The organism is Escherichia sp. HH091_1A (genome assembly GCF_030295175.1).
Lineage (GTDB): Bacteria > Pseudomonadota > Gammaproteobacteria > Enterobacterales > Enterobacteriaceae > Escherichia > Escherichia coli_F.
On sequence record NZ_AP025747.1, the window covers coordinates 4,228,430 to 4,251,104 of the forward strand.

The 22,675-nt window shown below is 53.6% G+C and carries 24 protein-coding genes; 14 read left to right on the top strand and 10 right to left on the bottom strand.

Annotated elements, in window-relative coordinates:
• Window positions 1-29 precede the first annotated feature (29 nt).
• Entirely contained in the window at window positions 30-1,139 is a 1,110-nt protein-coding gene (livK, locus tag QUF14_RS21240) for a high-affinity branched-chain amino acid ABC transporter substrate-binding protein LivK (protein WP_001353622.1), read from the bottom strand.
• 423 nt (window positions 1,140-1,562) lie between these two features.
• Between livK and panM the strand changes: the two genes are divergently transcribed.
• A complete protein-coding gene (gene panM / locus QUF14_RS21245; RefSeq protein WP_000778764.1) occupies window positions 1,563-1,946 on the top strand; it encodes an aspartate 1-decarboxylase autocleavage activator PanM in 384 nt (127 codons plus the stop codon).
• A 200-nt stretch (window positions 1,947-2,146) separates the two neighbouring features.
• Here the strand turns inward: panM and livJ are convergent, their stop codons facing one another.
• The 5 genes from livJ to ftsY form a co-directional block, all read right to left on the bottom strand.
• Window positions 2,147-3,250: a branched chain amino acid ABC transporter substrate-binding protein LivJ gene (gene livJ / locus QUF14_RS21250; RefSeq protein WP_001022009.1), complete on the bottom strand. Its 1,104-nt coding sequence runs from the start codon at window positions 3,248-3,250 to the stop codon at window positions 2,147-2,149.
• Window positions 3,251-3,521: 271 nt separating this feature from the next.
• Window positions 3,522-4,376, bottom strand: coding sequence for an RNA polymerase sigma factor RpoH (gene rpoH / locus QUF14_RS21255; protein ID WP_000130217.1), 855 nt, complete (start codon window positions 4,374-4,376; stop codon window positions 3,522-3,524).
• Window positions 4,377-4,620: 244 nt separating this feature from the next.
• Entirely contained in the window at window positions 4,621-5,679 is a 1,059-nt protein-coding gene (gene ftsX / locus QUF14_RS21260) for a permease-like cell division protein FtsX (RefSeq protein WP_001042003.1), read from the bottom strand.
• Window positions 5,672-6,340: a cell division ATP-binding protein FtsE gene (gene ftsE / locus QUF14_RS21265; RefSeq protein ID WP_000617723.1), complete on the bottom strand. Its 669-nt coding sequence runs from the start codon at window positions 6,338-6,340 to the stop codon at window positions 5,672-5,674. Before ftsE ends, ftsX begins: the two co-directional genes overlap by 8 nt.
• A 2-nt stretch (window positions 6,341-6,342) precedes the next feature.
• Window positions 6,343-7,881, bottom strand: a complete 1,539-nt coding sequence (gene ftsY, locus QUF14_RS21270; RefSeq protein ID WP_001040621.1) for a signal recognition particle-docking protein FtsY — start codon at window positions 7,879-7,881, stop codon at window positions 6,343-6,345.
• A 149-nt stretch (window positions 7,882-8,030) separates the two neighbouring features.
• Between ftsY and rsmD the strand changes: the two genes are divergently transcribed.
• Both rsmD and QUF14_RS21280 read left to right on the top strand, forming a co-directional pair.
• On the top strand, window positions 8,031-8,627 hold the full coding sequence (gene rsmD / locus QUF14_RS21275; protein WP_000743195.1) for a 16S rRNA (guanine(966)-N(2))-methyltransferase: 597 nt from the start codon (window positions 8,031-8,033) through the stop codon (window positions 8,625-8,627).
• Window positions 8,617-8,886, top strand: a complete 270-nt coding sequence (locus QUF14_RS21280) for a DUF1145 family protein (protein WP_002432827.1) — start codon at window positions 8,617-8,619, stop codon at window positions 8,884-8,886. The genes rsmD and QUF14_RS21280 overlap by 11 nt, the downstream gene beginning before the upstream one ends.
• 2 nt (window positions 8,887-8,888) lie before the next feature.
• On the opposite strand, the gene QUF14_RS21285 is transcribed toward QUF14_RS21280, so the two are convergent.
• Window positions 8,889-9,248 carry a DUF2500 domain-containing protein gene (locus QUF14_RS21285; protein WP_000042870.1) on the bottom strand — a complete coding sequence of 120 codons (360 nt, stop codon included), beginning with the start codon at window positions 9,246-9,248 and terminating at the stop codon, window positions 8,889-8,891.
• Window positions 9,249-9,388: 140 nt separating this feature from the next.
• Here QUF14_RS21285 and QUF14_RS21290 point away from each other — a divergent pair, with 140 nt between their 5' ends.
• Both QUF14_RS21290 and zntA read left to right on the top strand, forming a co-directional pair.
• The gene (locus QUF14_RS21290) at window positions 9,389-10,015 is read left to right on the top strand and encodes a lysoplasmalogenase (RefSeq protein WP_000964718.1); all 627 of its coding nucleotides are present in this window, start codon (window positions 9,389-9,391) and stop codon (window positions 10,013-10,015) included.
• Window positions 10,016-10,087: 72 nt separating this feature from the next.
• A complete protein-coding gene (gene zntA, locus QUF14_RS21295; RefSeq protein ID WP_000106504.1) occupies window positions 10,088-12,286 on the top strand; it encodes a Zn(II)/Cd(II)/Pb(II) translocating P-type ATPase ZntA in 2,199 nt (732 codons plus the stop codon).
• Window positions 12,287-12,318: 32 nt separating this feature from the next.
• Here zntA and QUF14_RS21300 read toward each other — a convergent pair whose 3' ends face one another.
• Window positions 12,319-12,627, bottom strand: a complete 309-nt coding sequence (locus tag QUF14_RS21300) for a hypothetical protein (protein ID WP_000385055.1) — start codon at window positions 12,625-12,627, stop codon at window positions 12,319-12,321.
• Window positions 12,628-12,841: 214 nt separating this feature from the next.
• Window positions 12,842-13,087, bottom strand: a complete 246-nt coding sequence (tusA, locus tag QUF14_RS21305) for a sulfurtransferase TusA (protein WP_000130623.1) — start codon at window positions 13,085-13,087, stop codon at window positions 12,842-12,844.
• Window positions 13,088-13,307: 220 nt separating this feature from the next.
• Here tusA and QUF14_RS21310 point away from each other — a divergent pair, with 220 nt between their 5' ends.
• Together QUF14_RS21310 and dcrB are read left to right on the top strand one after the other, a co-directional pair.
• Window positions 13,308-13,973 (top strand): 7-cyano-7-deazaguanine/7-aminomethyl-7-deazaguanine transporter, encoded by a 666-nt coding sequence (locus QUF14_RS21310; protein ID WP_001100467.1) that lies wholly within the window; start codon window positions 13,308-13,310, stop codon window positions 13,971-13,973.
• Window positions 13,974-14,045: 72 nt separating this feature from the next.
• On the top strand, window positions 14,046-14,603 hold the full coding sequence (dcrB, locus tag QUF14_RS21315) for a phage sensitivity protein DcrB (RefSeq protein ID WP_001245295.1): 558 nt from the start codon (window positions 14,046-14,048) through the stop codon (window positions 14,601-14,603).
• A 3-nt stretch (window positions 14,604-14,606) separates the two neighbouring features.
• On the opposite strand, the gene QUF14_RS21320 is transcribed toward dcrB, so the two are convergent.
• Window positions 14,607-15,857, bottom strand: coding sequence for an MFS transporter (locus QUF14_RS21320; protein ID WP_138983882.1), 1,251 nt, complete (start codon window positions 15,855-15,857; stop codon window positions 14,607-14,609).
• Between the two features lie 98 nt (window positions 15,858-15,955).
• Between QUF14_RS21320 and QUF14_RS21325 the strand changes: the two genes are divergently transcribed.
• The 7 genes from QUF14_RS21325 to nikE all read left to right on the top strand — a co-directional run bounded on the left by QUF14_RS21325 (window position 15,956) and on the right by nikE (window position 22,673).
• Window positions 15,956-17,005: an AI-2E family transporter gene (locus tag QUF14_RS21325; protein ID WP_024212197.1), complete on the top strand. Its 1,050-nt coding sequence runs from the start codon at window positions 15,956-15,958 to the stop codon at window positions 17,003-17,005.
• A gap of 54 nt (window positions 17,006-17,059) precedes the next feature.
• Window positions 17,060-17,647, top strand: a complete 588-nt coding sequence (gene acpT, locus QUF14_RS21330; protein WP_000285761.1) for a 4'-phosphopantetheinyl transferase AcpT — start codon at window positions 17,060-17,062, stop codon at window positions 17,645-17,647.
• A 110-nt stretch (window positions 17,648-17,757) separates the two neighbouring features.
• A complete protein-coding gene (gene nikA / locus QUF14_RS21335; protein WP_000953373.1) occupies window positions 17,758-19,332 on the top strand; it encodes a nickel ABC transporter substrate-binding protein in 1,575 nt (524 codons plus the stop codon).
• The gene (gene nikB, locus QUF14_RS21340) at window positions 19,332-20,276 is read left to right on the top strand and encodes a nickel ABC transporter permease subunit NikB (protein WP_000947081.1); all 945 of its coding nucleotides are present in this window, start codon (window positions 19,332-19,334) and stop codon (window positions 20,274-20,276) included. The genes nikA and nikB overlap by 1 nt, the downstream gene beginning before the upstream one ends.
• Entirely contained in the window at window positions 20,273-21,106 is an 834-nt protein-coding gene (gene nikC, locus QUF14_RS21345) for a nickel ABC transporter permease subunit NikC (RefSeq protein ID WP_001008972.1), read from the top strand. The genes nikB and nikC overlap by 4 nt, the downstream gene beginning before the upstream one ends.
• Window positions 21,106-21,870: a nickel import ATP-binding protein NikD gene (nikD, locus tag QUF14_RS21350; RefSeq protein WP_001136245.1), complete on the top strand. Its 765-nt coding sequence runs from the start codon at window positions 21,106-21,108 to the stop codon at window positions 21,868-21,870. The genes nikC and nikD overlap by 1 nt, the downstream gene beginning before the upstream one ends.
• Window positions 21,867-22,673, top strand: a complete 807-nt coding sequence (gene nikE, locus QUF14_RS21355; RefSeq protein WP_000173700.1) for a nickel import ATP-binding protein NikE — start codon at window positions 21,867-21,869, stop codon at window positions 22,671-22,673. Before nikD ends, nikE begins: the two co-directional genes overlap by 4 nt.
• Window positions 22,674-22,675: the final 2 nt, after the last annotated feature.

Below are 22,675 nucleotides of genomic sequence, written 5' to 3' on the forward strand. Positions count from 1 at the left end.
CCGCCCGCATTTCACGGGCGGTGGGATGATCACTTGGCTGCCGTCGATGAACCGTCGGCGTGCCACTGGAAGACACCAAAATCAAATCCCTTAAGATCGCCTTTTTCATCCCAGTTCAGCGGCCCAATCACGGTGTTTGCACCGTTAGCTTTTAAATCTTTCACCAGCGCCAGCGGCTCATCGCTGCCGGTACGCTCAAGGGCAGTCGCCAGAGATTGCACCGCCGCGTAGGTGATCCAGACATAAGGTCCGGACGGATCTTTCTTGTCTGCTTTCAGCGCATCAACGATGCCTTTGTTTGCCGGGTCCTGGTCATAGCGTTTTGGCATAGTGACCAACATACCTTCGGCGGCATCACCAGCAATGTTCGACAGCGACGCATTACCCACCCCTTCCGGCCCCATAAACTGAGTTTTCAGGCCAACGGAACGGGCCTGGCGCAGCATCTGCCCCATTTCCGGGTAGTAACCGCCGTAGTAAACGAAGTCGATGTTTTCTTTTTTCAGGCGGGCGATCAGCGCGGAGAAATCTTTCTCACCAGCGGTAATACCGTCGAAGAAGACGACGTTGGCATTGGCTGCTTTCAATCCGTCCTGCACCGAACGCGCCAGCCCTTCGCCATACTGTTGTTTGTCGTGAATGATGGCGATGCGCTGGGGCTTCACCGTCTCAAGAATGTATTTTGCCGCTGTTGGCCCCTGGGAAGAGTCCAGCCCGGCAGTACGCATGATGTGTTGATAACCGCGTTGAGTCAGCTCCGGGTTGGTCGCCCCCGGCGAGATCATCAAAATACCTTCATCTTCGTAGATATCTGATGCAGGTTGGGTAGAAGAGGAACACAGATGACCAATAACGTATTTAATGCCGTCGTTAACGATTTTGTTGGCGACCGCAACGGCTTGTTTCGGGTCGCAGGCGTCGTCATATTCCACGCCCACCAGCTTATCGCCTTTAATTCCCCCTTTGGCATTAATGTCTTTAATCGCCTGACGCGCGCCGTTAAATTCCATATCGCCCCACTGGGCAATCGGACCGGACATCGCGCCGACAACGGCAACTTTAATATCGTCGGCCATAGCAGTGTGTGAAATTGTCAGTGCAATCATCCCTGCGATGATAGTTTTCGCATTCCGTTTCATAGTCAAAAATCCCCATTCGTGATGTTGTGTTGCTTTGTTTTTATGTGTTAACAAATCAGACTGTACTTTTTTTATACTGCACTGTTTTTGCCTGTCGGATTAAGGGTTTAGCGCAGTGTTTTGTGATAATAGCGATTAAAATCCCTATTTTTCAGTCGATTAAGAACAGATAATATTCTGAATTTATTGATAGATAAACAGAAAAAAGCGCCGTTGTCAGCATAAAATAACGGTACAAAGGGCGGAATAATTCACTACCATTCAGGGGATTATGCTGGACATTTTTCATTCTCTAATGTTTTTAATTTGTAATTATTGCTGTTAAAAAATTAATCACCTGCCAAAAGAAATAAAAAAGAGAAAGCCTCCGATTAAATTATTTCGCTACACTGGTTCCACTTTTGTGATTTACACGGGTTCCCCATGAAGCTGACCATCATTCGATTAGAACACTTTAGCGACCAGGACCGGATTGATCTGCAAAAGATCTGGCCGGAGTACTCCCCTTCCTCTTTACAGGTTGACGATAACCACCGTATCTACGCCGCGCGTTTTAACGAGCGCCTGCTCGCGGCCGTGCGGGTAACCTTAAACGGCACCGAGGGGGCACTGGATTCCCTGCGCGTGCGGGAAGTCACCCGACGTCGCGGTGTGGGGCAATATCTGTTGGAAGAGGTTTTGCGTAACAATCCTGGCGTTTCAGGCTGGTGGATGGCGGATGCAGGCGTGGAAGATCGCGGCGTGATGACGGCGTTTATGCAGGCGCTGGGGTTTACGGCACAACAGGGCGGCTGGGAGAAGCGTTAATCGTCAAGTTTGATTTCAAAAGTGATGACCAACGAGAAATTGCCTGATGCGCTACGCTTATCAGGCCTACAATGTGTGCTGCAATTTACTGATTTCTTTGGATCTTGTAGGCCGGATAAGGCGTTTACGCCGCATCCGGCATGAAGCATGCGTACTCGATATTAGCAATTTGGCGGCAACCCAAAGTTGCCGATTAATGATTACTTCGCATCGGTCGCCGTGCCGTTGGCGTGCCAGTCAAATACGCCGAACTCAAAGCCTTTCAGATCGCCTTTCTCATCCCAGGTCAGCGGCCCCATCACGGTATCCACGGAGTTCGCTTTCAGGTATTTGGCGATTTCAGCCGGATCGTCAGACTGATTCAGGCCCGCCTGCAAAGATTGCAGCGCGGCGTAGGTGGTCCAGACGAACGCGCCGCTTGGGTCCTGTTTTTTCGCTTTGATCGCGTCAACAATTGGTTTGTTCGCCGGAACCTGATCGTAGTTCTTCGGCTTGGTTACCAGCAACCCTTCCGCTGATTCGCCCGCAATGTTAGACAGCGAGACGTTAGCCACGCCTTCCGGCCCCATAAACTGGGTTTTCAACCCTGCCGCGCGTGCCTGACGCAGGATCTGCCCCATTTCCGGGTGGTAACCACCGTAGTAAACGAAGTCGATATTCTCTTTCTTCAAACGCGCCACCAGCGTTGAGAAATCTTTTTCCCCGGCGGTGATGCCATCAAAGAACACCACGTTAGCATTGCCTTTCTTAAGGCCGTCCTGCACCGCTCGCGCCAGACCTTCGCCGTATTGCTGTTTGTCGTGGACGATAGCAATACGCTGCGGTTTCACCTTCTCAAGAATATATTTCGCCGCCGTCGGCCCCTGGTCGGAGTCCAGACCGGTGGTGCGCAGGATCAGCTGATAGCCACGGGCGGTCAGCTCTGGCGCGGTTGCCGCTGGGGTGATCATTAAAATGCCTTCGTCTTCGTAGATGTCAGACGCTGGCTGCGTTGATGAAGAACAGAGGTGGCCAATGACATATTTAATGCCGTCGTTAACGACTTTGTTCGCCACCGCGACCGCCTGTTTCGGGTCACAGGCATCGTCATATTTTACGATTTGCAGTTTGTTGCCTTTCACGCCGCCTTTAGCGTTAATATCCGCAACTGCCTGCTCTGCGCCAGTAAACTCCTGGTCGCCATACTGGGCCACCGGACCGGACATTGCGCCCACGACCGCGACTTTAATATCTTCTGCCAGAGCCATATTGCTGAATGCCAGCGCGATACATCCTGCCAGTAACGCTTTACCCTTTATATTCATCCTGAGAATCCCCATTCTTCTGGTTATTACGTGTATTGTGATGTTGTTGTTCAGCACTTTATTTCGTTTTATGCATGGCTACCCGTGCTTTAGCAGCATACTCTGCTAAAACATACCCGATTTTTATGATATTGGAATAGCTATTTTGACAGTTTATTAACAATCTGCGTGGAGATTGGCGTTTTGCCGGAGGGGGTCATTGAGTATTGCAGAGGTCCAAAAAATAAAAACCCCGGACTCTCATCCAGGGTTCTCTGCTTAACAGCGGTAATTACGCTTCAATGGCAGCGCGAAGTTTTTTCATCGCGTTCTTTTCCAGCTGGCGCACACGCTCAGCGGAAACGCCGTAACGGTCAGCCAGTTCCTGCAACGTGGACTTATTGTCTTCGTCCAACCAGCGTGCGCGGATAATGTCCTGGCTACGCTCATCCAGGCCCTGCATCGCGTCGGTCAGACGGTTTGCCGCCTGCTCTTCCCAGTTATCATCTTCAATGCCGTCGGCAAAGTTGGACGATTTATCCTGCAGATAGAGCACCGGAGCCATCGGCTGGCTGTCGGAATCGTCATCGGAAGACAGGTCAAAGGTCATGTCCTGTGCCGCCATACGCGATTCCATCTCACGTACGTCTTTGCTGGTTACGCCCAGTTCACGGGCCACCATTTCGACTTCATCCTGATTAAACCAGCCCAGACGCTGCTTGGTTTTACGCAGGTTGAAGAACAGTTTGCGCTGCGCTTTGGTGGTCGCAACTTTGACGATACGCCAGTTGCGCAGAACGTATTCGTGGATCTCTGCTTTGATCCAGTGAACGGCGAAGGAGACCAGGCGCACACCCACTTCCGGGTTAAAACGGCGCACTGCTTTCATCAGGCCGATGTTACCTTCCTGAATCAAATCCGCCTGTGGCAGGCCATAGCCCGCATAATTACGAGCAATATGAACAACAAACCGCAGGTGAGACAGGATCAGCGTTTTTGCTGCTTCCAGATCGCCATGGTAATGCAGCTTTTCAGCCAGCGCCCGCTCCTCGTCAGCCGACAACATCGGCCACGCGTTAGCTGCCCGGATGTAGGAATCCAGGTTGCCAACTGGGGCTAAAGCTAAACTTTGCATTTTGTCAGTCATTCAAATCCTCTCAATCGATATCTTCTGGCGCTTCAGTGGTAGCAACAACTGTGCCAGAGCTTAAGAGCAACGAGGTTATCATTCACTGTTTTATCAGACCGTGATTTTATCCACAAGTTCAATGCAACGCTGTGAATAAATTACGCACAAAATGTGACATAGAGATGAAATACCGGGAAGAGACAACGGGGTCTCTTTCCCTGCTACGGAACCCATTGCAGGGAAAGAGTATAACACGCTTTTATTATTCAGGCGTAAAGTGGCGTAAATGTTGTACCGTGGCAAGCCAGGCTGCCACCCAGCCAATCATCGAACACACCAGCAGCAAAAGCAGACATTCATCGAAAGATAAGCCATTGATATCAAACTTCGTTCCGAAAACCTGTGCCACTTCCGCAACCGCCGAAGACAAACGCAGGACCAGAATTTCCGACAAAATTAATGACAGCAATGCGCCAGAAAATCCCAGCAATGCGCCACCGTACAGGAATGGGCGCAGGATGAAACCATCTGTCGCACCAATCAGTTTCTGTACGTTAATGGAGTCACGGCGAGCAAAGATGCTCAGACGCACACTGTTACCGATGACGAGGAACACTGCCGCCACCATCAATACGCCGATCATTGCCGAAACGCGCCCGACCAGCCCGGTCAACGCCGCCAGACGGGCAAACCAGCTGTCATCCATTCGCACTTCGTCAATGCCGTTGATCTGGGTGATACGATCGCGCAAGGTATTCAGTGACTCGGTCCCCTGAAAATCGAGTTTCGGGATTACCACCGCCACTGCCGGAAGCGGGTTTTCTTCCAGCATATCCAGCGCACCACCAAAACCAGACCAGTTACGGAACTCGCCCAGTGCGTCTTCACGAGAAAGATAGTTTACTTTCTCTACACCTTGCTCGGCCTGCAACTGTGCCACCACGCCCGCAGCGGCGTCATCGTCCAGCGTTTTTTGCAGATAAACGGTGATTTGCGGTGACGGATAATACTGCGTCGCCGCCTGGTTAACGTTTTTGTACACCATATAACAGACGCTGGGCAGCGTCAGAGAGATGGCGATAACCATCACCGTTAAAAACGTGGCGAACGGTTTGCTTTTCAGATCCTGCAAAGCGCCGTGGAAAGCATAGCGCACCTGTTCGTTGAAAACGTTAGTTTTGCGGTTTACCGGTTTTGGCGAGGATTTCGCGCGTTTCGGCGCATTACGACCGCCGTCGCCAGAGCCGCCGACCGATTTACGGAAGCGATCCAGACGCCCGCCAAACTGCCGGATATGATTGATTGCATCGCGCTTATTCATGGCCCACGCCTCCATGCAAGTGACCATCGCTCAGGGTGAGCATGCGATAGGAACGCCGCGAAATCAGGTTGATGTCGTGCGTTGCCATCAATACGGTTACCCCAACGCGGTTGAATTCTTCAAACAGACGTAGAATTCCTTCTGACAACGCGTCGTCAAGGTTACCGGTCGGTTCATCCGCCAGCAGTACCGCGGGCTTGTTCACCACCGCGCGGGCAATGCCAACACGCTGTTGTTCACCGCCGGAAAGCTGAATAGGGAAGTTCTTCGCTTTGTCCAGTAGCCCGACTTTATCCAGCGCCGCCGATACACGACGACGAATATCGTCACCGCTGGCACCGGCGATAATCAGCGGGATCGCCACGTTATCGTAGACAGTACGGTCCATCAGTAGATGGTGATCCTGGAAAATCATGCCAATCTGGCGGCGCAGAAACGGAACTTCACGGTTTTTCAGACGCGTGATGTCATGGCCGCTAAACCAGATTTTCCCGGCGCTGGGCCGCTCAATCCCACAGATCAGCTTCAGGAGGGTACTTTTCCCTGCGCCGGAATGACCGGTCAGAAACGCCATCTCACCCGGCTGCATATGGAACGTAACGCCCTGCAGCGCCTGTCTCCCACCGAGATAAGCCTTGCTGACATGTTCAAAGCGAATCATTGTTAATCCTCTCGGGCAAAAAGTGCCTCTATAAAGTCGTCCGCTTTAAACGGACGCAAATCCTCAATACGTTCGCCGACACCAATGTAGCGGATAGGGATACCAAACTGGTCAGCCACCGAGAAAATTACCCCGCCTTTCGCCGTGCCGTCCAGTTTCGTTAGCGTGATGCCGGTTAAGCCAACGGCTTCGTGGAACAGTTTGGCCTGGCTTACTGCATTCTGCCCGGTACTGGCGTCGATAGTCAGCATAACTTCATGCGGAGCTTCAACGTCGAGTTTCTTCATCACGCGGACGATTTTCTTCAACTCTTCCATCAAGTGCGATTTGTTCTGCAGGCGTCCGGCGGTATCGGCAATCAGAACGTCGATGTTACGCGCTTTAGCGGCCTGAATGGCGTCGAAGATAACAGAAGCGGAATCCGCACCGGTATGCTGGGCAATCACCGGAATATTGTTGCGCTGACCCCAGACCTGAAGCTGTTCAACCGCTGCTGCACGGAAAGTATCGCCCGCCGCCAGCATCACTGATTTACCCTGCTGCTCAAACTGACGCGCCAGCTTACCAATCGTCGTGGTTTTACCCACACCGTTGACGCCCACCATCAGGATCACGAACGGCGTTTTACCTTCAACGTTCAGCGGTTCATCGACTTTCGCCAGAATCTCGCCCATCTCTTCTTTCAGCAGGCCATAGAGCGCCTCGGCATCACGTAGCTGCTTGCGGGTCGCACCTTCTGTCAGATTGGTGATAATTTTACGCGTGGTTTCCACGCCCACATCGGCGATGAGCAATTGCTCTTCCAATTCTTCAAACAGATCATCGTCGATTTTTTTACCGCGGAACAGGCTGATAAATCCGGAACCGAGGTTTTCTTTGGTTTTTAACAGGCTGCGTTTCAGGCGCGCGAAGAAACCTTCTTTGGTCGGTTTTTCCTGCTCCTGAGCGATTTCTTCCACCGGCTGCTCTTCTTCTGCCGGAGGAACCACCATCACCGCCTCTTCTGCCGCTTCGGCAGCCAGCGCCTGTGCTTCCAGCTCTTCGTCGGTGATTTCGTCTTTAGCCGCTTCTTCTTCCGCCGCTTCGACAATCTCTACGGTTTCCGCTTCGGCCTGCCACTCTTCTGGCGAAACCTCTTCGGCTTTGACGTCTTCCGGCAACGGCAGCTCTTCACGCTCGATAGCCACAGGCTCTGGCGTAACTTCAGGTTCAATGACTGACGCTGGCGTTTCTTCAACTATCGTTTCCGGCTCAGTAATAACTTCCGGTTCAGCAACAGCTTCAGGCTGCGCTTTTTCACTTTCAGCAACCTGTTCAGTAACTTCCACAACGTCGGCAGCAAAAGTTTCCGCCTCGGCTTCAGTATGCGCCTGCGGCTGCTCTTCAACGGCTTGTTCAGAAGCCTTCGCAGGCTCTTGCGCCGGAACGATTTCTTCTACAACCGGTTGTTCGTTCTGGACTTCTGTCTCTTTTTCCGGGGTCTGCTCTTTTTGACCAAAGCCCAGCCAGGAAAAAAAGCCACGTTTTTTTTCTTTCGCCATTTGCGACTACACTCCTCGCTGTTGCTTCATGGCACAGCGTTAACGCTATGTACATAGCAGCTAAAAAAATGATGAAATAGTCTATCACTTAACTTAATTCACATCACCGCCTGCAAGTATGTGTTATCTGGCGGATTGAGCAATTTATCATGAAAAAACCGAATCATTCCGGCAGCGGCCAAATCCGCATTATTGGCGGGCAGTGGCGAGGCCGTAAACTCCCGGTTCCTGATAGTCCAGGTCTGCGCCCCACCACCGACCGCGTACGCGAAACGTTGTTTAACTGGCTGGCTCCGGTCATTGTTGACGCCCAATGTCTGGATTGCTTCGCCGGGAGCGGCGCGCTGGGGCTGGAAGCGTTATCGCGCTACGCTGCGGGGGCCACGTTGATTGAGATGGATCGCGCGGTTTCTCAACAGTTAATTAAGAATCTGGCGACACTAAAAGCAGGTAATGCACGCGTGGTGAACAGCAACGCGATGTCATTCCTGGCGCAAAAAGGCACACCGCATAATATCGTTTTTGTCGATCCACCGTTCCGCCGTGGCTTGTTAGAAGAGACGATAAATTTACTGGAAGATAACGGCTGGCTGGCTGACGAAGCCCTGATTTATGTCGAAAGCGAAGTCGAAAACGGTCTGCCCACTGTTCCGGCGAACTGGTCATTACATCGGGAAAAAGTGGCGGGTCAGGTGGCTTATCGGCTGTATCAACGCGAAGCACAAGGAGAAAGTGATGTTGATTAATATTGGTCGTGTGTTAATGCTCTGCGTTTGGGGATTTTTAATCCTCAACCTGGTGCATCCCTTCCCGCGTCCGCTGAATATTTTCGTTAACGTGGCGCTGATTTTTACCGTGCTGATGCATGGTATGCAGCTGGCGCTATTGAAATCCACTTTGCCGAAAGATGGCCCGCAGATGACCACCGCCGAAAAGGTGCGGATTTTCCTTTTCGGCGTGTTTGAACTGCTGGTCTGGCAGAAGAAATTTAAAGTTAAAAAATAACCTTATTGTTTGCTGACAAAGCTGACAAAGCGCGTTCCTTTATAGCTCAGCGTACCTTTATCGCCCACTGTCAGGGCATGGTACTGCTGGGCGTCGAGGCGAAAGGTCTGTTCCATTCCTCCGCTTTGCGGTTTGAAGCTCGCCTCATAGCGCATGCTGGTACCAGCCGGTGTCACTTCCTGCTGGCGCGAACGGCGATCGTTAATCGGTTTTTCCCGCTTATTGCTCACTACCACCAGCTTTTGCTGGAGTGGCGCTATATCATTATCAGCTTTTTCCCGTCGTTGTTGCATAAAACGAAACGATGCGGCGACGATAATTAAGCCAATGATAACAATAAAGAAAAGAGGTGGTTTGCTCATCTTTATCCCTCATCGGAAAATGCGGAAATAAGCATACCCTGCCAGTTATGGTGTTGTCATCCGTCCACCCTCGCCACTAAACTGGAAGCAAGACCGTAGGCATTCCGCTTACGAAAAAATAACGAATTCAAGGAACTAAGATGCTTTGGTCGTTTATCGCAGTCTGTCTTTCCGCATGGCTATCTGTGGATGCTTCGTATCGTGGGCCAACCTGGCAACGCTGGGTGTTTAAACCGTTAACCCTTCTTCTCCTGCTGTTACTGGCATGGCAAGCGCCGATGTTCGACGCCATTAGCTATCTGGTGCTGGCAGGGCTGTGCGCTTCACTGCTGGGCGATGCGCTAACCCTGTTGCCACGTCAACGTCTGATGTACGCCATCGGCGCGTTTTTCCTCTCGCACCTGCTGTACACCATCTATTTCGCCAGCCAGATGACGCTCTCATTCTTCTGGCCTTTGCCGCTGGTGTTGCTGGTGCTGGGTGCGCTGTTACTGGCGATTATCTGGACGCGTCTGGAAGAGTATCGTTGGCCTATCTGCACGTTTATCGGCATGACGCTGGTGATGGTGTGGCTGGCAGGTGAACTGTGGTTCTTCCGTCCGACCGCTCCGGCGCTCTCTGCGTTTGTCGGCGCTTCGTTGCTGTTTATAAGTAACTTTGTCTGGCTGGGTAGCCACTATCGCCGACGCTTCCGTGCGGACAACGCGATTGCCGCCGCTTGTTATTTTGCCGGTCACTTCCTCATCGTCCGCTCGCTGTATCTCTGATAAAACTTGACTCTGGAGTCGACTCCAGAGTGTATCCTTCGGTTAATGAGAAAAACTTAACCGGAGGATGCCATGTCGACTCCTGACAATCACGGCAAGAAAGCCCCTCAATTTGCCGCGTTCAAACCGCTACCCACGGTTCAGAACGCCAACGACTGTTGCTGCGACGGCGCATGTTCCAGCACGCCAACGCTCTCTGAAAACGTCTCCGGCACCCGCTATAGCTGGAAAGTCAGCGGCATGGACTGCGCCGCCTGTGCGCGCAAGGTAGAAAATGCCGTGCGCCAGCTTGCAGGTGTGAATCAGGTGCAGGTGCTGTTCGCCACCGAAAAACTGGTGGTTGATGCCGACAATGACATCCGTGCACAAGTTGAATCTGCGGTGCAAAAAGCAGGCTATTCCCTGCGCGATGAACAGGCAGCCGTAGAACCGCAAGCATCACGCCTGAAAGAGAATCTGCCGCTGATTACGCTAATCGTGATGATGGCAATCAGCTGGGGGCTAGAGCAGTTTAATCATCCGTTCGGTCAACTGGCGTTTATCGCGACCACACTGGTTGGGCTGTACCCGATTGCGCGCCAGGCATTACGACTGATCAAATCGGGCAGCTACTTCGCCATTGAAACGTTAATGAGCGTAGCCGCCATTGGCGCGCTGTTTATTGGCGCAACCGCCGAAGCTGCGATGGTGTTGCTGCTATTTTTGATTGGTGAACGACTGGAAGGCTGGGCCGCCAGCCGCGCACGTCAAGGGGTCAGCGCGTTAATGGCGCTGAAACCGGAAACCGCCACGCGCCTGCGTAATGGCAAGCGTGAAGAGGTAGCAATTAACAGCCTGCGTCCGGGCGATGTTATCGAAGTTGCGGCAGGTGGGCGTTTACCTGCCGACGGTAAACTGCTCTCACCGTTTGCCAGTTTTGATGAAAGCGCCCTGACCGGCGAATCCATTCCGGTGGAGCGCGCGACGGGCGATAAAGTCCCTGCAGGTGCCACCAGCGTAGATCGTCTGGTAACGCTGGAAGTGCTGTCAGAACCGGGTGCCAGCGCCATTGACCGGATTCTGAAACTGATCGAAGAAGCCGAAGAGCGCCGCGCGCCCATTGAGCGGTTTATCGACCGTTTCAGCCGTATCTACACGCCCGCGATTATGGCCGTCGCCCTGCTGGTAACGCTGGTGCCGCCGCTGCTGTTTGCCGCCAGCTGGCAAGAGTGGATTTATAAAGGTCTGACGCTGCTGCTGATTGGCTGCCCGTGTGCGTTAGTTATCTCCACGCCTGCGGCGATAACCTCCGGGCTGGCGGCAGCGGCACGCCGCGGGGCGCTGATTAAAGGTGGCGCGGCGCTGGAACAGCTAGGTCGTGTTACCCAGGTGGCATTTGATAAAACCGGCACGCTGACCGTCGGCAAACCGCGCGTTACCGCGATTCATCCAGCAACGGGTATTAGCGAATCTGAACTGCTGTCGCTGGCAGCGGCGGTAGAACAAGGCGCGACGCATCCACTGGCGCAAGCCATCGTACGCGAAGCACAGGTTGCTGAACTCGCCATTCCCACCGCCGAATCACAGCGGGCGCTGCTCGGGTCTGGCATTGAAGCGCAGGTTAACGGTGAGCGCGTGTTGATATGCGCTGCCGGAAAACATCCGGCTGTTGCATTTGCTGGTTTGATTAATGAACTGGAAAGCGCCGGGCAAACGGTAGTGCTGGTAGTGCGTAACGATGACGTGCTTGGCGTAATTGCATTGCAGGATACCCTGCGCGCCGACGCCGCAACTGCCATCAGCGAACTGAGCGCCCTGGGTGTCAAAGGGGTGATCCTCACTGGCGATAATCCACGCGCAGCGGCGGCAATCGCCGGTGAACTGGGGCTGGAATTTAAAGCGGGCCTATTACCAGAAGATAAAGTCAAAGCGGTGACCGAGCTGAATCAACATGCGCCTCTGGCGATGGTCGGTGACGGTATTAACGACGCGCCTGCCATGAAAGCTGCCGCCATAGGGATTGCAATGGGCAGTGGCACAGATGTGGCGCTGGAAACCGCCGACGCAGCATTAACCCATAACCACCTGCGCGGCCTGGCGCAGATGATTGAACTGGCACGCGCCACTCACGCCAATATCCGCCAGAACATCACCATTGCGCTGGGGCTGAAAGGGATCTTCCTCGTCACAACGCTGTTAGGGATGACCGGACTATGGCTGGCTGTGCTGGCAGATACGGGTGCGACGGTGCTGGTGACAGCGAATGCGTTAAGATTGTTGCGCAGGAAGTAAAAGTGTTGCCTGATAGCCTCTGGCTATCAGGCTTAGTGCTGAGGCGGGAACGGCGGCATAGTCAGGAAAGCATAATAAAGCGCTAACATCAGAATGACGGAGATAACACAGCATGCAGCAACCAGGCGGGATGCTATGGATGGCCTTTTGAACATCAACCACAGGGCATAAGCAAGCCCGACACCGTTAAGTAAAGGTAAAAAAATCATTAGCCAGAGCCAACCCCAGGCAAGTACCCCCAGCCATCCCCCCACGACGATAAAAACAGGGATCAGCCAATTGGGGGTGAAGATCGCTAGCAATCCCAGCAATGCCAGACAAACTGGAATTAAATAATCCATTTGTGCATTCCATTACGTTTGCGTGCCGGATGCGGCGTAAACGCCTTATCTGGCCTACACAGGGCATCGAACTCGTAGGCATGATAAGACGCGACAGCGTCGCATCAGGCATTGCGCACCGTATCGCCAGATGCAGCTTGAACGCCTTATCCGTCCTACAAACCGGTTGCAAGCCGCAAAATTGAGCGCGATCGGTCCGCTAGCCTGATCCACCTTACCCCGATTTGCGAATCAAATAACGATAAGGCAGTCCATCGGTCTCTTTCGCAACCAGTTCGTGTTCCATAAAGGTACAAAACCCAGGAATATCGCGTGTCGTCGCCGGATCGTCAGCAATAATCAGCAACGTTTCACCTGGCTGCATATTGCGCACAGTTTTGCGCACCATCATTACTGGTTCCGGGCAGCGCAGGCCAAGTGCGTCGAGTGTGTGGTCAGGGCTGGAAAAGAGATCGGTCATTTTCTTCTCATCACATAAAAAAACGGCGCTAGTTTACGCCCTGTGAGTCCGTAAGCAAACCAGGTTAACGATTGCGTGAAAATTAACCATTGCATTGTCAACGTAAAGCAGTATCATGCGGCGGCTCGAAAAAAGGGTCAGCACGTTATTATGTTAAGGTAACAGACGTGTCGTACGTATTGGGTTCCCTCACCCCAATGGTTAATCAAAAAGGTACAATATGAACGTTTTCTCGCAAACTCAACGCTATAAGGCGTTGTTCTGGTTATCGTTATTTCATCTGTTGGTGATCACCTCCAGTAACTATCTGGTTCAGCTTCCCGTATCCATTTTTGGTTTCCATACCACCTGGGGCGCGTTTAGCTTTCCGTTTATTTTCCTTGCTACCGACCTGACTGTGCGTATTTTTGGCGCACCGCTGGCCCGTCGTATCATCTTTGCGGTGATGATCCCGGCGTTACTGATCTCCTACGTCATCTCGTCGCTGTTCTATATGGGTTCCTGGCAGGGATTCGGCGCGCTCGCCCACTTCAACCTGTTTGTCGCCCGTATCGCCACCGCCAGTTTCATGGCCTACGCGCTGGGGCAAATCCTCGACGTGCACGTTTTTAACCGCCTGCGTCAGAGTCGTCGCTGGTGGCTGGCACCGACGGCTTCCACCCTGTTTGGTAACGTCAGCGACACGCTGGCCTTCTTCTTCATTGCCTTCTGGCGCAGCCCAGATGCCTTTATGGCTGAACACTGGATGGAAATCGCGCTGGTCGATTACTGTTTCAAAGTGTTAATCAGTATCGTTTTCTTCCTGCCAATGTATGGCGTATTACTCAATATGCTGTTGAAAAGACTGGCAGATAAATCCGAAATCAACGCTTTGCAGGCGAGTTAAAGGTTCGTTATCAGAGTTGTGATAAGATGGATGAATGAGCCGTTATGGCCGTTTATCGAAAGGAAGAAGTCAATGCGCAATCTGGTTAAATATGTCGGAATTGGCCTGCTGGTTATGGGGCTTGCGGCCTGTGATGATAAAGACACTAACGCTACGGCGCAGGGTTCGGTCGCGGAAAGTAACGCTACCGGGAATCCCGTCAACCTGCTTGATGGCAAGTTAAGTTTCTCGCTGCCAGCGGATATGACCGACCAGAGCGGTAAGCTGGGAACGCAGGCTAATAACATGCATGTCTGGTCCGACGCCACCGGGCAAAAAGCAGTCATCGTCATCATGGGCGATGATCCGAAAGAAGATCTGGCGGTGCTGGCGAAGCGCCTGGAAGATCAGCAACGTAGCCGCGATCCGCAGCTGCAAGTGGTAACCAATAAAGCCATTGAGCTGAAAGGTCACAAAATGCAGCAGTTAGACAGCATTATCTCCGCGAAAGGCCAGACGGCGTACTCTTCCGTTATTCTGGGTAACGTGGGTAATCAACTGCTGACCATGCAAATTACGCTGCCAGCTGACGATCAGCAAAAAGCACAGACCACCGCAGAAAACATCATTAATACGCTGGTTATTCAGTAAGTTTTAAGATGATGAGATGGCCTCAGGTACTTCCACCGGAGGCCGTTTTTTTAATCGCCACGTCAGTAATAACGCGATTGCGACCAGTCCCGCCGCCGCCAGATAAATCACCGGGACGCCCGCCCAACTCATCACCAGCCCAGCCAGTGGTCCGGTCACGCCAAGCGATAAATCCATAAATACGGTGTAAGTTGCCAGCGCCGCCCCCTGATTTTGCTGCGGAACCGCTTTTACCGCCACTACGCCCAATGCCGGGAACACCAGCGAAAACCCCGCCCCCGCGAGTAAGACGCCAATTTTCGCCATCCACGGCATGGTCGCCACGCCGACCAACAGCAGGCCAATAATCTCAACGCTAAAGCAGAGCATCGCCACATTTAAGCCGCCGATACGATTTATGCCGTTAGGGAATAACAATCGCGTTCCAACAAATGCACAGCTAAACAGCGTCAGCGCAAAAGCCGCACCGTCCCAGCCTTTAGCGTCATAAAACAATGTGATAAAGGTGGCGATAACGCCAAATCCGGCAGAAGCCAACGCCAGCGCCATGCCGTACAGCCAGACACGCCCAAGCACCGCGCGAAACGGCAGCGGTTTGCCTTTGCTGGCTTTCACCGTTGGACGCGGTATAGCCAACAAAATTGCCACCAGCGCCACGCCCATGATGATTAACGCTAACGCTTGTAACCCGCCCCAGTGATAAAACATCACACCTAACGGAGCTCCCATCGCCATCGCCCCGTAAGTGACAATGCCATTCCACGAAATCACCCGCCCGATATGCAGCGAACCAACCACGCCAACGCCCCATAGGGTCGATCCCGTTCCGGCAAAACTTTGCCCAATCCCAAGGATCACGCGCCCCAGGCACAGTAATAACAGGCTGATGACGGGCAGACTGGCGGTTAATCCTGCCGTCAGATACCCCAAACCGCTCAAAAAGCAGCCGCATAAACCGAAGACGACAATCTTTTTAGGTCCCAGCAAATCGGCGTAACGTCCGGCATGAGGGCGGCTCAGCAAGGTGGCGAAATATTGCAGGCTGATAACCAATCCTGCCCAGAAAGCGCTAAAGCCCATCACATCATGGACATAGCCCGGTAATACAGCGAGCGGCAACCCGATGGTGAGGTAGCTGGCGAAGTTAAACATGACAATGGAGACAATGCGCAAATTCAGGCGCAATCCGTTTAGCGCGGGTTCGGCTACGGGTTCGGGCATGAGGATCACCACATTTTTACAACAGTGTTTCATTTTTACCACGTGCTGACGTGAAAATCAGCAGTAAGAATCAGAATATTGCTGGCGTGACTCCCGCTACACTTAATACAAAAAGTCACAAGGAAGCCCCAATGGAAACCCCTCAACCCGATAAAACGGGCATGCACATTCTGCTTAAACTGGCCTCGCTGGTAGTGATCCTCGCGGGCATTCACGCAGCGGCAGATATCATTGTGCAACTGTTACTGGCGCTGTTTTTTGCCATCGTCCTCAACCCGCTCGTCACCTGGTTTATTCGTCGCGGAGTACAACGCCCCGTTGCCATTACGATTGTGGTGGTGGTGATGCTGATCGCACTAACCGCGCTGGTCGGCGTACTGGCGGCATCGTTTAACGAATTTATCTCTATGCTGCCGAAGTTTAATAAGGAGCTGACGCGCAAACTTTTTAAATTGCAGGAGATGTTGCCTTTTCTTAATTTGCATATGTCGCCGGAGCGAATGCTGCAGCGGATGGACTCGGAAAAAGTGGTTACCTTCACCACGGCGCTAATGACCGGGCTTTCCGGGGCAATGGCGAGCGTACTTTTGCTGGTGATGACCGTAGTTTTCATGCTGTTTGAAGTACGCCACGTCCCCTACAAAATGCGTTTTGCGTTGAATAATCCACAGATTCACATCGCCGGGCTACACCGCGCCTTAAAAGGTGTTTCGCACTATCTGGCATTGAAAACACTGCTAAGTTTATGGACAGGCATTATCGTCTGGCTGGGGCTGGAACTTATGGGCGTACAGTTTGCGCTGATGTGGGCGGTACTGGCGTTTTTGCTTAACTACGTCCCCAATATCGGCGCGGTAATTTCCGCCGTACCGCCAATGATTCAGGTGCTGCTGTTTAATGGCGTTTACGAATGTATTCTGGTCGGCGCATTGTTTTTAGTGGTCCATATGGTCATCGGCAATATTTTAGAACCACGGATGATGGGCCATCGCCTGGGGATGTCCACCATAGTGGTATTTCTTTCATTGTTAATTTGGGGATGGCTGCTCGGCCCGGTAGGGATGCTACTTTCGGTACCATTAACCAGCGTGTGTAAAATCTGGATGGAAACCACCAAAGGCGGTAGCAAACTGGCGATCTTACTGGGGCCGGGCAGACCGAAAAGTCGGTTACCGGGATGAGGCGACAAGTGATACGATACGCACTTTCATTTTCCATTAAACGTTGGCCCTGATATGTATCGGATAGTTCTGGGGAAAGTTTCGACCTTAAGCGCAGCTCCACTGCCACCGGCTTTACGCGATAAAGCACCGCAAGGCCCACGGCGCGAACGCTGGCTGGCGGGGCGTGCATTGCTTTCACACACGCTTTCTCCACTACCGGACATCATCTACGGTGAACAAGGCAAACCCGCTTTCGCCCAGGAGACTCCGCTATGGTTCAACTTAAGCCATAGCGGTGACGATATTGCCCTACTGTTGAGCGATGAAGGCGAAGTCGGCTGCGATATCGAAGTGATTCGCCCGCGTGCCAACTGGCGCTGGCTGGCGAACGCAGTGTTCAGCCTCGGAGAACATGCCGAGATGGACGCCGTGCATCCAGATCAGCAACTGGAAATGTTCTGGCGCATCTGGACACGCAAAGAAGCCATCGTTAAACAACGTGGCGGCAGCGCCTGGCAAATCGTCAGCGTAGACAGCACCTATCAGTCCTCGCTGTCAGTCAGCCATTGTCAGCTTGAAAATTTAAGTCTGGCGATCTGCACCCCTACTCCCTTTACGCTCACCGCCGACAGTGTGCAATGGATCGATTCAGTTAACTGACCAGCCCATCCGACTGCCCATCTATTGATCCAGAACAGGTTATCAGTATGACGAATACTTAAAATCGTCATACTTATTTCCGCCATCTATTTTAATCCATTGGGGTTACCATGCTCTCCACACTCCGCCGCACTCTATTTGCGCTGCTGGCTTGTGCGTCTTTTATCGTCCATGCCGCTGCACCAGATGAAATCACCACCGCCTGGCCGGTGAATGTCGGGCCACTAAACCCGCACCTTTACACACCCAACCAGATGTTCGCCCAGAGCATGGTTTATGAACCACTGGTGAAATATCAGGCAGACGGTTCGGTGATCCCGTGGCTGGCAAAAAGCTGGACCCATTCAGAAGATGGCAAAACCTGGACCTTCACCCTGCGTGATGATGTGAAATTCTCTAACGGTGAACCGTTTGATGCAGAGGCCGCGGCAGAAAACTTCCGCGCTGTGCTCGACAACCGTCAACGTCACGCCTGGCTGGAGCTGGCAAACCAGATTGTTGATGTCAAAGCTCTCAGTAAAACCGAGCTGCAAATCACCCTGAAAAGCGCCTACTACCCTTTCCTGCAAGAACTGGCCCTGCCCCGCCCTTTCCGCTTTATCGCCCCCTCTCAGTTTAAAAACCATGAAACCATGAATGGGATTAAAGCGCCGATTGGCACCGGGCCGTGGGTTTTGCAGGAATCGAAACTGAATCAGTACGATGTCTTCGTCCGTAACGAAAACTACTGGGGCGAAAAGCCGGCGATGAAGAAGATCACTTTTAACGTGATCCCGGACCCGACCACCCGCGCGGTGGCGTTTGAAACTGGCGATATCGATCTGCTATACGGTAATGAAGGGCTATTACCGCTCGATACCTTCGCCCGCTTTAGCCAGAACCCGGCCTACCACACCCAACTGTCACAGCCGATCGAAACCGTGATGCTGGCGCTTAATACCGCCAAAGCCCCCACCAACGAACTGGCCGTACGTGAAGCGCTCAATTACGCGGTAAACAAAAAATCGCTGATCGATAACGCGTTGTATGGCACCCAGCAGGTCGCCGACACCCTGTTTGCCCCTTCCGTGCCCTATGCCAATCTCGGCCTGAAACCGCGCCAGTACGATCCGCAGAAAGCGAAAGCGTTGCTGGAACAAGCAGGCTGGACGCTGCCCGCAGGCAAAGACATCCGCGAGAAAAATGGTCAGCCGCTGCGCATTGAACTGTCGTTCATCGGCACCGATGCGTTAAGCAAATCAATGGCAGAAATCATTCAGGCTGATATGCGCCAGATTGGCGCGGATGTCACGCTGATCGGCGAAGAAGAGAGCAGTATCTATGCTCGTCAGCGCGACGGTCGTTTTGGCATGATTTTCCACCGTACCTGGGGCGCGCCATACGATCCACACGCCTTCCTGAGTTCCATGCGCGTACCGTCGCACGCTGACTTCCAGGCACAGCAAGGTTTAGCCGACAAGCCACTGATTGATAAAGAGATTGGCGAAGTGCTGGCGACACACGACGAAACACAACGTCAGGCACTGTATCGCGACATTCTGACCCGTCTGCATGACGAGGCGGTTTATCTGCCCATCAGCTATATCTCAATGATGGTGGTTTCAAAACCGGAACTGGGTAACATCCCCTACGCGCCGATCGCCACCGAAATCCCGTTCGAACAGATTAAACCGGTGAAACCTTAATGTTGCGTTATGTATTACGCCGCTTTCTGCTGCTGATCCCGATGGTGCTCGCCGCCTCGGTGATCATTTTTCTGATGCTGCGCCTCGGCACCGGCGACCCGGCGCTCGATTATCTGCGTCTGTCTAACCTACCGCCGACGCCGGAAATGCTGGCTTCTACCCGCACCATGCTGGGGCTGGATCAGCCGTTGTACGTGCAGTACGGAACCTGGTTGTGGAAAGCGCTGCATCTTGACTTTGGTATCTCATTCGCCAGCCAACGCCCGGTGCTGGACGATATGCTGACCTTCCTACCCGCCACGCTGGAACTGGCGGGCGCGGCGCTAGTGTTAATTCTGCTCACTTCCGTGCCGCTCGGCATCTGGGCGGCGCGCCATCGCGACCGCCTGCCGGATTTCGCCGTGCGTATTATCGCGTTTCTTGGCGTGTCGATGCCTAACTTCTGGTTGGCGTTTTTACTGGTGATGGCATTTTCAGTGTATCTGCAATGGCTGCCCGCGATGGGTTACGGCGGCTGGCAGCATATCATTTTGCCTGCGGTTTCCATCGCTTTTATGTCGCTGGCGATTAACGCGCGTCTGCTGCGCGCCAGTATGCTGGACGTCGCGGGTCAGCGTCATGTGACCTGGGCGCGACTGCGCGGCCTGAACGACAAACAGACCGAACGCCGCCATATCCTGCGCAATGCCTCGCTGCCGATGATCACCGCCGTGGGGATGCACATTGGCGAACTGATTGGCGGGACGATGATTATCGAAAACATCTTTGCCTGGCCGGGCGTCGGGCGCTATGCGGTGTCGGCGATTTTCAACCGTGACTATCCGGTGATCCAATGCTTTACGCTGATGATGGTGGTGGTTTTTGTGGTCTGTAATTTGATTGTCGATTTGCTCAACGCCGCGCTGGACCCGCGCATTCGTCGTCATGAAGGAGCGCACGCGTGAACTTTTTCCTCTCTTCTCGCTGGTCGGTACGCCTGGCGCTCATCATTATCGCCCTGCTGGCACTGATTGCGCTCACCAGCCAGTGGTGGCTGCCATACGATCCCCAGGTCATTGATTTGCCGTCGCGTCTGCTTTCTCCGGATGCACAGCACTGGCTGGGCACCGATCACTTAGGACGCGATATTTTCTCACGGCTGATGGCGGCGACCCGTGTGTCGCTTGGCTCGGTAATGGCCTGCCTGCTGTTGGTGCTGACATTAGGGCTGATTATTGGCGGCAGCGCCGGGCTGATTGGCGGGCGCGTTGATCAGGCCACCATGCGCGTGGCGGATATGTTTATGACCTTCCCGACGTCGATTCTGTCGTTCTTTATGGTCGGCGTGCTCGGCACCGGGTTGACCAATGTGATTATCGCCATCGCCCTGTCGCACTGGGCGTGGTACGCGCGCATGGTGCGCAGTCTGGTGATTTCGCTACGCCAGCGCGAGTTTGTGCTGGCATCACGGCTTTCTGGCGCAGGCCATGTGCGGGTGTTTATCGATCATCTGGCGGGCGCGGTGATCCCTTCACTGCTGGTGCTGGCGACGCTGGATATCGGCCATATGATGCTACACGTCGCGGGGATGTCCTTCCTCGGTCTCGGCGTGACCGCCCCGACCGCCGAATGGGGCGTGATGATTAACGATGCACGTCAGTATATCTGGACCCAGCCGCTGCAAATGTTCTGGCCGGGACTGGCGCTGTTTATCAGCGTGATGGCCTTTAACCTGGTGGGTGACGCACTGCGCGATCATCTGGACCCTCATCTGGTGACGGAGCACGCACACTAATGCCGCAACAGATTGAACTACGTAATATCGCGCTACAGGCCGCGCAACCGCTGGTACACGGCGTATCGTTAACCCTGCAACGCGGACGCGTGCTGGCGTTAGTCGGCGGTAGTGGCAGCGGGAAGTCGCTGACCTGTGCCGCGACGCTGGGCATTCTGCCCGCTGGCGTTCGCCAGACGGCGGGGGAAATTTTGGCCGATGGCAAACCGGTTTCTCCCTGCGCCCTGCGCGGTATCAAAATTGCCACTATCATGCAGAACCCGCGCAGTGCCTTTAATCCGCTGCACACCATGCACACGCACGCGCGGGAAACTTGCCAGGCACTGGGGAAACCCGCCGATGACGCCACGCTTACCGCTGCCATAGAAGCGGTAGGGCTGGAAAACGCCGCACGCGTGCTGAAGCTGTACCCGTTCGAGATGAGCGGCGGCATGTTGCAGCGCATGATGATTGCGATGGCAGTGCTATGTGAATCACCGTTTATCATCGCCGATGAACCGACCACCGATCTCGACGTGGTAGCACAGGCGCGCATCCTCGATCTGCTGGAAAGCATTATGCAAAAACAAGCACCGGGAATGCTGCTGGTTACCCATGATATGGGCGTGGTAGCGCGTCTGGCAGACGATGTGGCGGTGATGTCTCACGGTAAGATTGTTGAGCAGGGCGATGTCGAAACGCTGTTTAACGCCCCCAAACATGCGGTAACGCGCAGCCTGGTTTCTGCTCACCTCGCGCTTTATGGTATGGAGCTGGCATCATGACTTTACTTAACGTCTCCGACCTTTCACACCAGTACGCACACGGTGGATTCAGCGGTAAGCACCAGCATCAGGCAGTGCTCAATAACGTTTCGCTGACCCTGAAAAGCGGTGAAACCGTCGCCCTGCTGGGACGCAGCGGCTGCGGAAAAAGCACTCTCGCGCGGCTGCTGGTAGGCTTAGAGTCGCCCTCACAAGGGAATATTAGCTGGCGCGGCGAATCGTTGGCAAAGCTCAATCGCGCCCAGCGTAAAGCGTTCCGCCGCGATATTCAGATGGTATTTCAGGACTCCATCAGCGCCGTGAATCCGCGCAAAACCGTGCGCGAGATCCTGCGTGAACCGATGCGCCACCTGCTATCACTGAAAAAATCGGAACAACTGGCGCGCGCCAGCGAAATGCTGAAGGCGGTCGATCTTGACGATAGCGTGCTCGACAAACGCCCACCGCAGTTAAGCGGCGGTCAGCTCCAGCGCGTCTGCCTGGCACGTGCGCTGGCGGTCGAACCGAAACTGCTGATTCTGGATGAAGCCGTTTCCAACCTTGATCTCGTGTTACAGGCGGGCGTCATTCGCCTGCTGAAAAAGCTGCAACAGCAGTTTGGCACCGCCTGCCTGTTTATCACCCACGACTTACGTCTGGTGGAGCGCTTTTGCCAGCGAGTGATGGTGATGGACAACGGACAAATCGTCGAAACCCAGGTGGTGGGAGATAAATTAACCTTTTCCTCTGACGCCGGACGTGTGCTACAAAACGCGGTATTACCCGCATTCCCAGTGCGCCGTCGCGCCACAGAAAAGGTTTAAGT